This window comes from Actinoplanes sp. NPDC051343, from assembly GCF_044455125.1.
Taxonomy (GTDB): Bacteria; Actinomycetota; Actinomycetes; order Mycobacteriales; family Micromonosporaceae; genus Actinoplanes.
Genome location: NZ_JBITEL010000014.1, coordinates 68039 through 81958, shown reverse-complemented (window position 1 = coordinate 81958; position 13920 = coordinate 68039). Strand labels below are relative to the sequence as shown.

General features: G+C 69.5%; 14 protein-coding genes and 1 pseudogene. 7 read left to right on the top strand and 8 right to left on the bottom strand.

Features of this window, described 5'->3' with window-relative positions; translation table 11 throughout:
* The first annotated feature begins 15 nt into the window (after window positions 1-15).
* Window positions 16-840 (top strand): GNAT family N-acetyltransferase, encoded by an 825-nt coding sequence (locus ACIA5C_RS37345; RefSeq protein WP_396063663.1) that lies wholly within the window; start codon window positions 16-18, stop codon window positions 838-840.
* A gap of 162 nt (window positions 841-1002) precedes the next feature.
* Window positions 1003-2679: a hypothetical protein gene (locus tag ACIA5C_RS37340; RefSeq protein WP_396063661.1), complete on the top strand. Its 1677-nt coding sequence runs from the start codon at window positions 1003-1005 to the stop codon at window positions 2677-2679.
* Between the two features lie 350 nt (window positions 2680-3029).
* Here the strand turns inward: ACIA5C_RS37340 and ACIA5C_RS37335 are convergent, their stop codons facing one another.
* Window positions 3030-4004: an alpha/beta hydrolase gene (locus ACIA5C_RS37335; RefSeq protein WP_396063659.1), complete on the bottom strand. Its 975-nt coding sequence runs from the start codon at window positions 4002-4004 to the stop codon at window positions 3030-3032.
* Window positions 4005-4267: 263 nt separating this feature from the next.
* Complete coding sequence (locus ACIA5C_RS37330) at window positions 4268-5278, bottom strand: sigma-70 family RNA polymerase sigma factor (RefSeq protein ID WP_396063657.1); 1011 nt, start codon at window positions 5276-5278, stop codon at window positions 4268-4270.
* Window positions 5279-5571: 293 nt separating this feature from the next.
* Here ACIA5C_RS37330 and ACIA5C_RS37325 point away from each other — a divergent pair, with 293 nt between their 5' ends.
* The 4 genes and pseudogenes from ACIA5C_RS37325 to ACIA5C_RS37310 all read left to right on the top strand — a co-directional run bounded on the left by ACIA5C_RS37325 (window position 5572) and on the right by ACIA5C_RS37310 (window position 8207).
* Window positions 5572-6330 (top strand): SDR family oxidoreductase, encoded by a 759-nt coding sequence (locus ACIA5C_RS37325; protein ID WP_396063655.1) that lies wholly within the window; start codon window positions 5572-5574, stop codon window positions 6328-6330.
* Between the two features lie 22 nt (window positions 6331-6352).
* A pseudogene (locus ACIA5C_RS37320) lies at window positions 6353-6814 on the top strand (DUF5134 domain-containing protein); the annotation flags it as partial.
* A gap of 115 nt (window positions 6815-6929) precedes the next feature.
* Entirely contained in the window at window positions 6930-7634 is a 705-nt protein-coding gene (locus ACIA5C_RS37315) for a DUF899 domain-containing protein (RefSeq protein WP_396063653.1), read from the top strand.
* A 384-nt stretch (window positions 7635-8018) separates the two neighbouring features.
* Window positions 8019-8207, top strand: a complete 189-nt coding sequence (locus ACIA5C_RS37310; protein ID WP_396063651.1) for a hypothetical protein — start codon at window positions 8019-8021, stop codon at window positions 8205-8207.
* A gap of 46 nt (window positions 8208-8253) precedes the next feature.
* Here ACIA5C_RS37310 and ACIA5C_RS37305 read toward each other — a convergent pair whose 3' ends face one another.
* The 5 genes from ACIA5C_RS37305 to ACIA5C_RS37285 all read right to left on the bottom strand — a co-directional run bounded on the left by ACIA5C_RS37305 (window position 8254) and on the right by ACIA5C_RS37285 (window position 12601).
* Window positions 8254-8454: a hypothetical protein gene (locus ACIA5C_RS37305; protein ID WP_396063649.1), complete on the bottom strand. Its 201-nt coding sequence runs from the start codon at window positions 8452-8454 to the stop codon at window positions 8254-8256.
* 53 nt (window positions 8455-8507) lie between these two features.
* Window positions 8508-9005 carry a DUF2231 domain-containing protein gene (locus tag ACIA5C_RS37300; RefSeq protein WP_396063647.1) on the bottom strand — a complete coding sequence of 166 codons (498 nt, stop codon included), beginning with the start codon at window positions 9003-9005 and terminating at the stop codon, window positions 8508-8510.
* A 71-nt stretch (window positions 9006-9076) separates the two neighbouring features.
* Entirely contained in the window at window positions 9077-9529 is a 453-nt protein-coding gene (locus ACIA5C_RS37295; RefSeq protein WP_396063645.1) for a (2Fe-2S)-binding protein, read from the bottom strand.
* A gap of 4 nt (window positions 9530-9533) precedes the next feature.
* Complete coding sequence (locus ACIA5C_RS37290) at window positions 9534-10391, bottom strand: FAD binding domain-containing protein (RefSeq protein WP_396063643.1); 858 nt, start codon at window positions 10389-10391, stop codon at window positions 9534-9536.
* Window positions 10388-12601, bottom strand: coding sequence for a xanthine dehydrogenase family protein molybdopterin-binding subunit (locus ACIA5C_RS37285; RefSeq protein ID WP_396063641.1), 2214 nt, complete (start codon window positions 12599-12601; stop codon window positions 10388-10390). The genes ACIA5C_RS37290 and ACIA5C_RS37285 overlap by 4 nt, the downstream gene beginning before the upstream one ends.
* A gap of 123 nt (window positions 12602-12724) precedes the next feature.
* Here ACIA5C_RS37285 and ACIA5C_RS37280 point away from each other — a divergent pair, with 123 nt between their 5' ends.
* Window positions 12725-12958 (top strand): alpha/beta fold hydrolase, encoded by a 234-nt coding sequence (locus ACIA5C_RS37280; RefSeq protein ID WP_396063639.1) that lies wholly within the window; start codon window positions 12725-12727, stop codon window positions 12956-12958.
* 428 nt (window positions 12959-13386) lie between these two features.
* On the opposite strand, the gene ACIA5C_RS37275 is transcribed toward ACIA5C_RS37280, so the two are convergent.
* Window positions 13387-13785, bottom strand: coding sequence for a ChaB family protein (locus tag ACIA5C_RS37275; protein ID WP_396063637.1), 399 nt, complete (start codon window positions 13783-13785; stop codon window positions 13387-13389).
* Window positions 13786-13920: the final 135 nt, after the last annotated feature.

Here is a 13920-nt window from a genome sequence, read left to right as displayed (position 1 = left end):
TATCGCCTCGCGTGGTTGGCGAGTGGTGCGGACGATGATCCGCTCGGGTCGGCTTTTCTGCGGCTGTTCACCCGCACGGGCCAGGAACACCTGGCCGAGGTACAGGTGAATGTGCATGTGGCGGAGCGACGCAAGGGGGTCGGATCACTGCTTCTCGACCGGGCGGTGGCTGCCGCGCGGGAGGCGGGTAGGCGGTCTGTGATTGCGCAGGCCGACGCGGAGACGCCGGGCGATCGATTCCTTGCCGCAAGCGGTTTCCGTAAGGTGCTGACCTTGATCCATGCTCGGCTTGCGCTGGATGAGATGGATCGCAGCAGGATCGACCGGATCAGCGCGGTCGTCGAGTTGCCACACCACGGCTACCGTCTCGCGTCATGGCGCGGCACCGTCCCCGGGGAACTGGCCAAGACCTTCGCCGACTCCCGCCGGGCGATGGACGACATGCCGATGGGCGACACGGATTACGGTGTCGTGGCTTGGGACGTGGATCGAGTTCTGGCCGCCGCCCAGGCCGTTGCCGACCGCGGTGACCTGCTCACCACGGTGGTTGCCGTCGACGACTCGGACGGCACCATCGTCGGTTTCTCGGAGCTCGTGGTGCCGGGCGACGGCAGAGGCGACGGGCAGCACTACGGCACCGGTGTACTGCCCGAGCACCGCGGCCACGACCTCGGCCGCTGGATGAAGGCCGAGATGGTTCGCCTCGCTCGCATCAACCACCCCGAACTCTCCGGTGTGGTCACCGACACCGCGGACAACAACGTTCCCATGCGGCATATAAACGACGCACTCGGATATTTGCCCACCCACCAGGCCCTGCAGTACCAGCTCGACCTTTGAGGAAAGGCCCGGTTCTCCGGGCTGTCCGGTCATGCAAGGCAGCACAGCAACGCCCGCGACGGGGCACTCGAGATTGCTGACCCTGTCGACCGCATCGGGAACGCCGGCGCTCCATGGATGCGCCGCCGCCAAACGCCGTTTGGCATGGTCCAGAATGCAGGGATGGCGGACGATGGATTTGGCGGCGCTGTCCTCAGCGAATGGTGCGCCCGGGCGTTCACCGGAGCGCCGTCGGTGGCCGGCCGGTTGCCGTCCGAGCCGGATGAGTCGGTCGGCCGGCACGCCGAGCGGGCCCTCGCCCTGCGGATGGGCGCACTCGTGCAGCCCGTGCCGGCGTACCGGGTGCTGCGCGGGCGCCGGCCCCAGCTGGTCGACCGCGTCCAGCGCTACTTCGCCGCGTACGCGACCGTCGGCGTGGTCGGCGCCGCCGGCCCGGAGAAAGGGCTGGCCCGGCTCTGCCTGCTGCTGGCCCGGCTCGAGGCGGACGGAGCACTGCGGCGGGGCGCAACGGTCGAGCAGCTCCACCGCAGCATTCCCGATCATGACGTATTGGAGCTGGTCGACCTTGCCGGGAAGGTGCCCGGCGCACTGGGCGCCCGGCTCAACCCGTCGCCCGGCCCGCTGGGCGTCGCCGAGCCGGTGTTCGGGCCCGGGCGGGTGCCGGGCGACCTCACGCTCGGCGGCACCCTGATCGCGGTGACCCTCGGCGACCATGCGGAGCTGGCCCGGCGGCTGCGCCAGCTCGTCGCGCTGGCCTGGCTGGACGTCGAGGACCGCCACCGCGTCCGCGAGCTCGGGATCTACCTGGCCGCCACGGGCACCCTCGCCACCTGGTCGGTCGCCGACCTCGCCGCCGAACTGCTGGCCGGGGCGGACCCGGACGCCGCCCGCGCCGAGTTCCGGGCCTTGGCGACGGCGAAGGCACAACGGCAGCCCACGGTGTACGGGCCGGAGGTGTGGAAGACGGTCGCCGGCACCGAGTGGACGTACTGGGACCTGTGGTTCTGCGCCGTTTGCGTCCGGGACCACGGCGGCGACTGGGACGCCCTCGACGCGAAACTCTCCGAGAGCCCGTACCGGGAGTTCAGCGCGCGGATGTGGTCACACATCCTCGACGTCGAGCGCCGCCTCGCGGCCGCCGGGATCAGCGCCGCCGACCTCGCCGGCCCGCTGGTCCGCGATCGCAAGACAATGATGAAGGCCCGCTCGAAGGTCGTGCAGTGGATCGGCATCGATGACAAGCACCGATCGCCCGCGATGCGCGACACCCCGGAGGACCGCTTCGCCGAACGCGCGCACTTCGGCGGCTGGGACCCGTACCCGGTCTCGCCCCGACCGTTCTACCACGAGCTGATCGCGGCGGCGACACCCGACCTTGAGGAAAAGGGCTGGCGGCACCGGGACGTCCAGTCGCTGTTCAAGACCCTGGAGGAGCTGGAGGCCCGCCACGCCGGCGACCCGGCCACCCTGCTCGCCGTCCGCAGGGCCGGCCTCACCGCCAGCTCGATCGCCCACCATAACTGCGGCGATTCGGGCGGCTTCGTCAGCGACTACACCTCGGATGCCACGCTGCGCTTCAGCCGCACGGACTGGCGGGCCACGGGCATCGATGCCGCCGGGTTCTGGCGGGACTTCCTGGAGGTGTTCGTCATGCTGAGCAACTTCGGGGTGGCGTACGACCGCGAGGGGGAGGTGTGGGCGAGCCTGGGCGCGGAACGCGACCTGGAGCTGGTCGAGCGGCTGATCGACGAGCTGCACGGCGTGTACGTCGCCGGCCGGCTCAAGTGGCACGCGTTCGAACTCGAGCGGTTCCGCGAGCAGATCCGGCCTGCGGCCTAACGGAGGATCCTCCAAAGCCTCACGCCCCCGACGCAGGCGGCGGTGATGGTGGACCGGTCGGGGCCCATGGCGATCGAGCTGCACTCAGCCTGGATCAGAGCGCCGATCTGCGGCCGGCGCCGAAGTCGATTGCCACGGTCACTATGGCGGCCCATCCCACCCGCCACGACCGCGGTTACTGCCTCGCTCATGTCACCCAACTGCTGCCGCTGTTGCAGGCGGTACCACGATCCGCGGCAAGCGCGGGAAGCCTGCTCAAACTCGGCTGCGCTCTCATCTGCTCCCGCCGCCTCCGAACCGTAAACAGTTTGGAGTCCTTACACCGGGATGGGACTGTATGCCGTCCTCATTCAGTTGTTCAGCAGCCGGTGTAGCCAGCGCAGCCGGATCTCGCGGGCGTCGTGGCTCAGCCGCGCGCCCGGAGCAAGGCCGTCGAAGCCATGGAATCCGCCCGGCCAGACGTGCAGTTCGGCCACCCCGCCAGCCTGCCAGATCCGGCTGACGTACGCGATGCCCTCGTCGCGGAACGTTTCGGCCGAGCCGACATCCAGCAACGCGGGCGGCAACCCCGAGAGGTCGACTGCTCGCGCGGGAGCGGCGTACGGCGAGATTTCGGTCCCGCCCCAGGATTTGCCCAGCAGCGAAGTCCAGCCGTACTCGTTCGCGCCGCGATCCCAGATGCCGCGGCCGGTCATCTGGACCGCGGACGGGCTGTCGTTGCGGTCGTCCAGCATCGGAGACATGAGGATCTGACCAAGCAGCGCCGGGCCGCCCTGGTCGCGGGCGCGCAGGGCGAGCGCCGCGGCCAGGCCGCCGCCCGCGCTGCTGCCGGCCACGATCAGCCGATCGGTGTCGAAGCCGAGCTCGGCGGCGTGCGCGGCAGTCCACTGGAGCCCGGCGTAGCAGTCGTCGATCGGTCCCGGGTGCCGGGTTTCCGGCGCCAGCCGATATTCGACCGACACCAGGACGAGGTTGAACCGCTCGGCCCAGTCGAGCAGCTCGGCGATCCCGGACCGCCGATCGCCGAAGACCATGCCACCGCCGTGGGCGTAATAGACGCAGCCCAGTACGCCGGTGGGCGCGGCCGGCGTGCAGATCAGCAGCGTGATGGCCGGGTCGTCGCCGAGCCCCGGCACGACTCGCTCCTCGACCCGGAATCGCCTGTCGCTTCGGAGCTGGTCGAGGCTCGGCGCGGGGATCAGCTCGAGCGAGCGGATCCGGGCGATCGTGTCGTCGTTGAAGGTGGCGGGACCTCCGGCGCCGAGGGCGCTCAGCGCGGCGCCGAGCTCGAGGTCGAAGGGCGGCGGCGGCAAAATGGTTGGCATGATGAATAAGACTCAGCCGCGGCCAAGAACTCATCGCTACACCGACCGGCCACCGCCTGCCGAGCCGCGTAGGCCGCGGGGCAATGCTCCGTTGTAGTTCGTCGATCGAACTGCTGAGGTGCGGCCGCAACGTCCGCAGATCCCACGCCTCTCATGGCGTCGGCAACGACTCGGTGCCCGCACGACCGCGTCGAGGCCCTCAGACGCGAAGTGGATCGCCTTCTGGAGCAGCCGAACCTCACCCGCGGAGCATCGTCATGGCGTCACCTCGGCTGCTCTGCCGTCAGGACCCTCGCAAGTCCGAAATTGGGGAAGAGCTCGGGGTCGTTGAAGGAGACGATTCGCGAAATTCCGGTGTGGGTGATGGTGAGTACTTGCAGCGCGTGCGCCCGGTAGGAGTCGTCGTTCCCCCGCCAGTAGGCGGCGACCGCCGGTTGGCCGTTGGCCGTGGTGGGGAACATGCGGGCCATGTCTGGCCGGGCGAGCACGTTGTTGCGCAGGAACTGCCCGACGGTTGCCCGGCCGGTGAACCACTGGATGTTCGGTGGCATCTCCAGTGCGACATCGTCGCGCAGAACTTCCATGAGCGCGTTGATGTCGGCGTTCTGGAAGGCTGTGATGTATTGGTCGAGCAGGGCGCGCAGGCCAGGCTCAAACAGTTCGGCCGGGTGGTCCTCGGCGGGGGCGACGCGCCGCAGCTGAGTTCGTGCCCGTTGCAGCAGGCTGTTGACCGCGGCGCCGGTCGTGCCGAGCAGATCGGCGACCTCGTTCGCCCGCCAGGCCAGGACATCCCGCAGGATCAGGGCGACTCGCTGCTTGGCCGGCAGGTGTTGCAGGGCGGCGATGAGGGCCAGGCGGACGCTGTCGCGAGCGGCGACGATCGTAGCCGGGTCGGCGGTGTCCATCGGTGGGCCCGGTAACGGCTGGATCCAGGTGTCCTTCTCCAGCGCCGACAGCGGGTGGTCCGGGTCATCGCTGGGTGGGCCGAGTCCCGAGGGCAGCAGGCGGCGGCTGTGGTGTTCCAGCGCGGTCAGGCAGACGTTGGTCGCGATCCGGTAGAGCCACAGGCGCATGGACGAGCGACCTTCGAACCTGTCGTACGAGCGCCAGGCCCGTATGTAGGTTTCCTGGACCAGGTCTTCGGCGTCCTGCAACGAACCGGTCATCCGGTAGCAATGCGCCAGCAATTCCCGCCGGAACGGGTCGGTCAGGCGCACGAACGGGTCCTCCTGCGCAAGCTGCATGACGCACGCCGCTTTCCTCGAGAAGTGCACTCTTCTACTGATGAAGACTTGGCCGACGGCTGAGATTCATCGCCGTGCCGTGCGGTTGCCCCGGCTCCGGGACCGCAGCTGAACTGACTTGACGCCTTGCGTCCGCGGCGTCCGCATACCGTTGCGGCTGCTCCACGCGGAGATAGCGACTGCGCTCCCGCAGAAGGGGCGCGTCGAGATGGCAGGTACGTCCGGCACACACCTGTCGAGACCAGTCAGGATCGTGCGTAAGTCGCCGCCGCCAGGCAACACGGGGCCGATTAATTCTCGGCCGGAGTCAAGTCTCTATCAGCGTGACTACTTCACCGATTGATCTGACCGGAACCACCGCGATCGTAACGGGGGCCGGACGCGGGTTCGGCCGCGCCATCGCGGGGGCCCTCCGGGCGACGGGTGCGACCGTCGTCGGCGTCGCCCGGACCGGCTCCGAGCTGGAAGAGGTCAGGTCCGAGCTCGGTGCCGGCTTCGTCCCGGTCGAGGCGGATGCGTCCGACGAGGCCGTGGCGACGGAGCTTCTCGAGCGGTATCGACCCCGCACGACAGTGCTCAACGCCGGTGCGGCACCGCCGATGGGTCCGCTGAGCCGGCAGACATGGGAGAGCTTCAGCCGCAACTGGGAGGTCGACACCCGGCAGGCTTTCCACTGGTCCCAGGCGGCGTTGCGCATCGGCCTCCCGGCCGGCAGCACGGTCATCACCATGTCGAGCGGGGCCGCGTTGCGCGGCTCACCACTCAGTGGCGGGTATGCCGGAGCCAAGGCGGCGGTCCGCTTCATCACCGCATATGCCGGGCAGGAGTCACGGGACGCCGGGCTCGGTGTTCGTTTCGTAGCCGTGCTTCCGCAGCTGACGCCGGAGACGGCGCTCGGCGAGCTCGGGGTCCGGGCGTACGCGGAGCAGCAAGGCATCGACGTAGCCGATTTCGTCGAGGCGCTACGACCCGTGCTGACCCCCGTACAGGTGGGGCAGGCCGTCGCGCTGCTGAGCACCTCGCCTGATCATTCGGAATCCGCCTATCTGCTGACCGGTAACGGCTTGAAACCGTTGCCGTAGGTAGTCCGGGCGAGCGGGGAGCGGCATCCACGCCGCGAGTTGCGCCACCATGATCCTGATGTCCTGGCGGTGGGGATCGACATTGCCGACCTGGCCCTTCGAGGCCATCTTCACCCTGGCCGCCGCCTGGTTCTACATCCAAGCGGTGCATGGGCGCCACGACGGTACGCACCCGGACGGCCCGCGGTGGCGCGATTTTCACCATGCTGCCATGGCCGGCGCCCTCACCTGGTCGATCGCCGCGATGGCCAACCTCCACACCATGGGAGCCGGGGACCGGAGCGACATGATGACGATGCATCACCACCTGGCGGCGTCCGCTACGCCCGACCGGGACCACGTGATCGCCACGCTCGGCCTCACGGCGTACTTCGTCTTCGCCGCGTGGCCATGGTTCTCACCGCCATCCGGGCCGCCCGTAACTCGGACACCGCGGGAAGGCGGCAAAGCCGTCGTCAAGCGGCCGAGGCAGGCCACGCCCTGATGAGCATCGGCATGGCCGCCATGTTCGCGGCCGTGGCCTGATCGCGTCGGGAAGCGATGAAAAAGGGCCGGCCACGAAGTCTTTACAGCAAGAAGAAACCACCAGGAGGAATGCCGTGACACTGCCACAGGTCGTATCCCGAGGCGAATGGCTCACCGCCCGGAAGGAACTGCTGAAAGCCGAGAAAGATATTATGCTCGCCCAGGACGCGGTGAGCGCCCGGCGGCGTGAACTGCCGATGGTGAAGGTCGACAAGGACTACACCTTCGAGGGCCCGGACGGAAAGGCCCGCCTCGTCGACCTGTTCGAGGGCCGCGAGCAGCTGATCATCTACCACTTCATGTTCGGCCCGGACGAGGACGAGGGCCACAACAGCTGCTCGTTGCTGGTGGACAACATCAGCCACCCCGAGCACCTGCATGCCCAGAACACCACTATCGCGCTCGTCTCGCGGGCGCCGATCGCGAAGCTCACGCCGTTCCGGACGCGAATGGGGTGGACCATTCCGTGGTACTCGTCGTTCGGCAACGACTTCAATTACGACTTCCACGTCACCACTGACGAGTCGGTCACGCCGGTCGAGTACAACTACAAGGACAAAGACACCCTCATCGCGAAGGGCACCCCGTGGTACACCAGCGGCGAGTGGCAGGGACTGAGCGTCTTTGTACGTGACGGCGACGACGTCTATCACACGTACTCCACCTACGAGCGTGGCATCGACCCGCTCGTCAACACCTACAGCTACCTCGACCTGACGCCCCTGGGCCGGCAGGCACACGTAATGCAGTTCCCCCTGCACGACACCTACAACGCGTAACCAGCGGTCGGGGGCGCCGGCCGACTCCGGCGCTCCCCTCTGTGCGCCTGACCGACCCCTCCGGCGACCGGCTTCCCGGCCGAGGCGGGACTCACCGGCCATGTCGCCCGATCACGGACCTGCGCGAACCCATTCCCCTCACAAACGGCCAGAAGCCGGCGCGTCGACGCGTACGCCAAGCTGTGCTCGCGAGGTGCGGAAGCTGGCACCTCGCTGAGCACCACGGCGAACGCCGTGCTGGCAGAAAAACTGTAAACGTCGCGGCCGCCGTGGTGCCGAGCGCCGCGCTCGGCGAAGACCGGCGCTGAGCCCCGCTGCCCAGTTTGAGACGAAACCCGTATGCGGGCCAGAAAAGGGTATGCAGGCGCCGGAAAGGAGAGCTCGATGACCAACCCTCAGCAGCCAGAGATCCGGCGTAGCGAAGAGTCGCCCACGACGAAACAGCGCACCCAGGACGCGAACCCGACCGACGCACCCGGCGGAAGCCACGAAAATTCTGCCGGCCGCCCCGTCCCGGAGGCCCAGATGTCGCCGTACGGTCCGCACGGCAAGACAGCCGACGACAAATCCTGACCGCGGTCAGCCACACTACCGCTAGTGGCTGACCGCCGGTCAGCCACTAGCGCTGGTGCCGGCGCGTTACCTTGGCCAGGTCGCCGTGGGCGTGGGCGTGGGCGAGGATTCGTTGCCGGCCGGCCGACGAGCCCCCGGCCGGCGAGGCTGCCAGCAGTCCGGCCACCTCGTCCCATTCGCCCTGCGTCTGCAGATCGTCGGCGACCGTGTCGAGCAGTGCCCCGACGACCTCGGCGGCGCTCCGCAACCGCCGTTCGACTGGGTGGAACAGGCACTCCTCCAGGCCGGGTCGCCCCGGGCTCAGAGACGACCGGCACGTCCTTGTCGCCGCGCCAGAGAGCTGGACGCGTCGGGGTGGGCGTCGTCGTCGACACCGACGCCGAGCCGGTCGACCAGCTCTCCGCCGAACCACGCCGCCACGCCGCTGATCAGGACCGCGAGGACCTGGACGACCAGCGAGCCGGCGCTCGCCGCATGGTTTGTGTTGTCGATGCGGGTCAGCCAGCTGATCACGAACAGCAGGAGCACGACGGTGTTCGCCGCGGCGTGGAGCAGTCCGATCCGTTTGGCGCGGGTGCCGGCCGGGATGGCGGTCCAGTCCAGCAGCCCGGTCAGGGCCGCCACGACGGCGCCGATGATGCCGGCCGCGATGTTCCAGTAGCCGGCCTCGTCGAACGCCCCGTCGTCACGCCCGAGGGCGATGAGGTCGAAGACGGTGGCGGTCAGGAGCAGGGCAAGCGGGAAGACGATCACCATAGGGTGTACGGGATGGCCCAGCGCGCGTACTCGGGTCTTCATGCGCGCCGGGTACCCGCATCGAAGCTCTTTGAACGGCTTGGCGCGCATCGTGGAGCGCTCAGAAACTCCGATCAGGCCGTCGCGGCGCGGACGACGGCGCGCCGGATGGCCTCGTAACCGGTGCATCGGCACAGGTTGGAGGTCAGCAGCTCGCGCAGGCGCTCCGGATCGTCGCTCAACGTGGGATCGTCCTCCAGCGCTCCGGCCGCGAGCATCAGGAAGCCCGGCGTGCAGAAGCCGCACTGCAGCGCGTGCTCAGCCGAGAAGGCCGTCTGCAACGGATGGTCGCCGCCGAGACCTTCGACCGTACGGATCGCGGCTCCGTCGCACTGGACGGCGAACATCAGGCACGAGCGCACCGCGTCGCCGTTCACCAGCACCGTGCATGCACCGCAGACGCCGTGCTCGCAGCCGAGGTGTGTACCGGTGAGACCGCAGTCCTCGCGCAGCGCGTCGGCGAGCGTGCGGCGCGCCTCCACCTCCAGGTCGTACCGTTGCCCGTTCACCGTCAGGGTCGTGCGCATGGCGTCATCCTCCGTCTCGGGCTTGCCGCAGTGCCCGGCGCACGAGCACGCCGATGGCGTGCCGCTGATATTCGAGGTCGGCGTAGGGCTGCGGCTGCGGATCGGCGTCCTGCCGGGCGGCCGCCTCGGCAGCCGCCGCGACATGGGCGTCGTCAAGGGGCTGCCCGGACAACACGGCTTCCGCGGCGTGGGCCCGGGTCGCCCGGTCAGCGGCGTTCGCCAGGCCGATCCGTGCCGAAACGACCCGGCCGTCGGTCACGGTCACCGCGGCGACCGCGGCGAGCTGGGCGAAGCTGGCATGGGTACGGCGATGCTCGGCGAAGCCCACCGCGGTGCTGCGGGGCAAGTGGGGCAGGCGTACCTCGGCGAGCAGTTCGTCCGGGCGACGCGCGGTGGTGAACGGGCCGGTGAAGAAATCCTCCGCCGCCACGGTGCGCTCGCCCTCGGGCCCGGCGAGATGCAACTCGCCGCCCAGCGCGGTGACCACAGTGGGCCACTCGGCGGCCGGGTGCGCGTACGCCATGCTGCCGAGCATGGTGCCCCGGGCACGAATCGGCGGATGGGCGATGTGGTGCACCACCCGACGCAGCAGGTCACCGAGCGGCCCCGGCACGACGTCGGAGCCGAACGCCCGGTGCCGCACCAACGGCCCCACCCGCAGCGCCGGCCCGGTGGCGTCCAGCCGGTCGAATTCCGGTACCCGGTTGATGTCGACGAGCCGCCGCGGGCGGGCAGCGCGATAGTTCATCTCCAGGACCAGACTCTGCCCACCGGCGAGCACCTGCGTGTCGCCGTCGGCGAGCGCGGCGAGCACCTCCTCCGTGCTGCGCGCGGCGACATAGTCGAACGGTGCGGGTTTCATCGGGCGGCACTCCAGCAGGTGTACGGCGTGAGCGGCATCTGCAGCGCGTCGCGGCGCTCCCGGCTCACCGCGTCGGCGGCGGCGTTGACCAGAGCCGGTGGTGCGCCGATGCAACCGGCCTCCCCCGCTCCCTTCGCCCCCAACGGCGTATTGGGGTTGGGGGTACAGGTCTCGGCGAAACTGAGCGGCGGCAGCTCGGACAGAGTGGGAATCAGATAGTCGAGCAGACTGCGGGTGGCGGGACGGCCGTCCGGGTCGTAGCGCATGTCCTCGTACAGTGCCTGGCCGATGCCCTGCACCATGGACCCGTAGCTCTGCCCGTCCACGATCAGCGGGTTCACCACCACGCCGTAGTCGTCGACCGCGACGAGTTTCAGCACCGTCAACTCGCCCAGTTCCGGCTCGATCTCGACCACCGCGGCGTACGCGCCGAACGGGAAACTCTCCGGCGGCGCGTACGTCTCGTCCGCCCGCAGCTGTTCCGAGGCGGCCAGCTCGGCCAGGGTCATCGACCGGCTGTCCACGCTGACCGTGCCGCTCTCATAGCGGACGGCGTCGACGGGGACCGCGCAGATCTCGGCCATCCGCTTGCGGGCGCTGTCGACCAGCTTGCCCGCAGCCCGGTGGAGCGCCGCGCCCCCGGTCTGCATGGAGCGGCTCGCGAACGAGCCGATGCCCTGAGGTACGACCGCCGTGTCCCGCTCCACCAGGCGCACCCGATCCGGTTCCACGTCCAGCACCGCGGCGACGACCTGCGGAAAGGATGTCTCGTGACCCTGACCGGTCGAACAGCACCCGGAGAGCGCGACGAACGTACCGTCGGCACACGCTTCGACCGCACCGAATTCCTCGCCCGCGCCGGAGCGTTCCACGTAGGTGCACAGCCCGATGCCGATCGGGGCCTCACCGGCCTCCCGGCGGCGCACCTGCTCGGTTCGCCACCCCTGGTAGTCCAGCTCCCGCAGGGCCACGTCCAGCGCTGCGGAGTAGTTACCGCTGTCGTATGTGAAACCGGTCGGTGTGTCGTACGGAAAAGCGTCCGGCCGGATGAAGTTGCGCCGGCGAATCTCTGCCGGGTCGAGGCCCAGCCGGTGCGCGAGCAGGTCGACGGTCCGCTCGATCGCCGACGCCGCCTCCGGTCGCCCGGCACCACGGTACGGGCACGTCGGCGCGGTGTTGGTGACCACCGCACGGCTGCGCACGTGCACCTGCGGGATCGCGTACGCGCCGGTCGCCATCATCGAGGTCGCCATGGGCACGAACGAGCCGGTGTGCGGGTAGCCACCCACGTCGGCATCGACATGCAGTTCGTACGCGAGGATCCGCCCGTCGGCCCCGGCCGCCATCCGGACCCGCTGGTTCTGACCGCGCCCGTGCGGCGGCCCGGTCAGCGACTCCGCCCGGTCCTCCAGCCAGCGCACCGGGCGGTTCAGCCGGCGGGCCGCGGCCGTCACGGCCAGGTACTCCGGCCAGGTTTCGCTCTTGCCGCCGAACGCGCCGCCCACATCCGGTACGACCACCCGGATCTGCTCCGGCCGTAACCCGAACGCCCCGGCCAGGTCCCGGCGCAGCCGGTGCGGAGCCTGGTGCGAGACCCACACCGTCAAGCCTCCACCGGGTTCCGGCCGGACGAGAACGGCCCTGGTCTCCATGTACGTATGGGCGAGCAACTGCTGCCGGTAGTTGCCTTCCACGACCACGGCGGCGTTTTCCCAGACGTCGGGGTCGATCGGCTCACCGAACTCCTTCTCCTGCGTCACGTTGCCCATGCCGGGGAACAGCTGCACGTCGCTGCCCGCCGCCTCGGTGGGGTCGAGCAACACGGGCAGCGCTTCGAGGTCCACCCGGGCGGCGTCGCGGCCGTCCTCGGCCGCGTACCGGTCACGGGCGAGAACGATCGCCACCGATTCCCCGGTGTAGCGGACCCGATCCGTGGCGAGCGCGGGCCACGGTCGGCCGCGTACGGACTCGGGATCCATCATGGGCGGCGCCTCGGGAAGGAACGGCAGATCGGCGTGCGACCAGGCCGCCACCACACCGGGCACGGCCCGCGCAGGGCCGAGTTCCACCTCGCGCAGGACACCGTGGGCCACGTCGCTGCGGACGAACACCGCTTCCACGCAGTCCTGGATCCTCAGGTCACCCACGTAGCAGCCCGCCCCACGAACCAGGCGGGCGTCTTCACGCCGCGGCAGCCTCGCACCGATCATGTGCGCGGGCTACCCGCACCCGACCGGGACAAACTCCGTGGGTCGGTATCTTCTCGTCGAGGCAGGGTATCCACAGGCGCTGGACCCGAGCGTCAGGCGGTCGGGTTCCGCCGGGTTTTCCACGTGCTGGGCGCACACCTGAGGCATGACCTCGAGCAGCCGGTTGCGGCGCTCACCGTGCCGGTCCTGGTGATCCGGGGCCGCGAGGACCGGCTCAGCACGCCGGAGTGGGGCCGACGGCTCGCCGGCCTGGCCGCCGTCGGCGAATACGTGGAGGTTCCGGGCAGGCACTCGTTCTGCTGGCGCTATCCCGGCGCCTGGTCGGCGCCCATCCGGGCGTTAGCCGACCGGGTCTGACGCACCACCCGGGCGGCCGGAACCCGGAACGGTGTCCTCGTGTGAATCGGCAAGACGGTTACCGCGTCCCGGTGTGAGTAACGGTCCAGGATGGACGTGACGACGGCCGTGCTGATCGGCCTCATCGCCCTGGCGCTGGCGCCGGCGCCTCCGGTGACACCCTGCCCATTCCGCTGTAGGTCGTGCTGCTCGCTGAGACGGCCATCGCGCTGGGCACCGTCTCCGGTGGCTGGCGCATCGTACGCACCATGGGCACCCGCATCACGCAGCTCCGGCCGATCGGCGATCAGCCGCTTTGACCTCCACGGCGCTGACCGCGACGGGCGACCGCAATCTCCGACTTCTGGAAGATCCCCTCCTGCTTTGGGCGTCCGCGGGCCTGTCGCCGATCGTCGACAACATCGGCGACGGCAAGGAAGAACCCGCTGCTACTTACCGCGGGCTTTGCGGGTGCTCCTGGCGTTGGCTTTCTGGATCGCGTCGACCAGCTGGTCCTTGGTCATCCGGCTGCGGCCGCTGATCTCGAGCTTCTTCGCCTGATCCATCAGGTGCTTCTTGCTCGCGTTCGCATCGACCCCACCGGCGGTCTTCGCCTTCGTGCCCCGGCCACCGGCCGCTTTGGCGTCACTCGGACCCTTCTTGTCCTTGGGCTCCCAGTGATCCCCGGACTTCTCGAACGAATGCTTCAGCGACGCGAACGCCGTCCGGTGCGCCCGCTCGCCGTCGCCGTACTCCTCGACCGCGTGATCGCGGGTCTTGACGTACGTCTCCTGCGCCTTCTTCGGCGACCGCTTCAACGTGCTCGGCATGTCATCCTTCGCCGGCATGGCGAGCTCCTCTCCAACGTCGATGCCCAAGGCGTGCCCGCTCAGGGGCCGGCTCAAACGATGCGGGCAGGGCCGCCCGCCACGACGCCGGCGACAGCCTGGTCGACGCCCGCCTGCAGCGGAAGGTGAGCCATC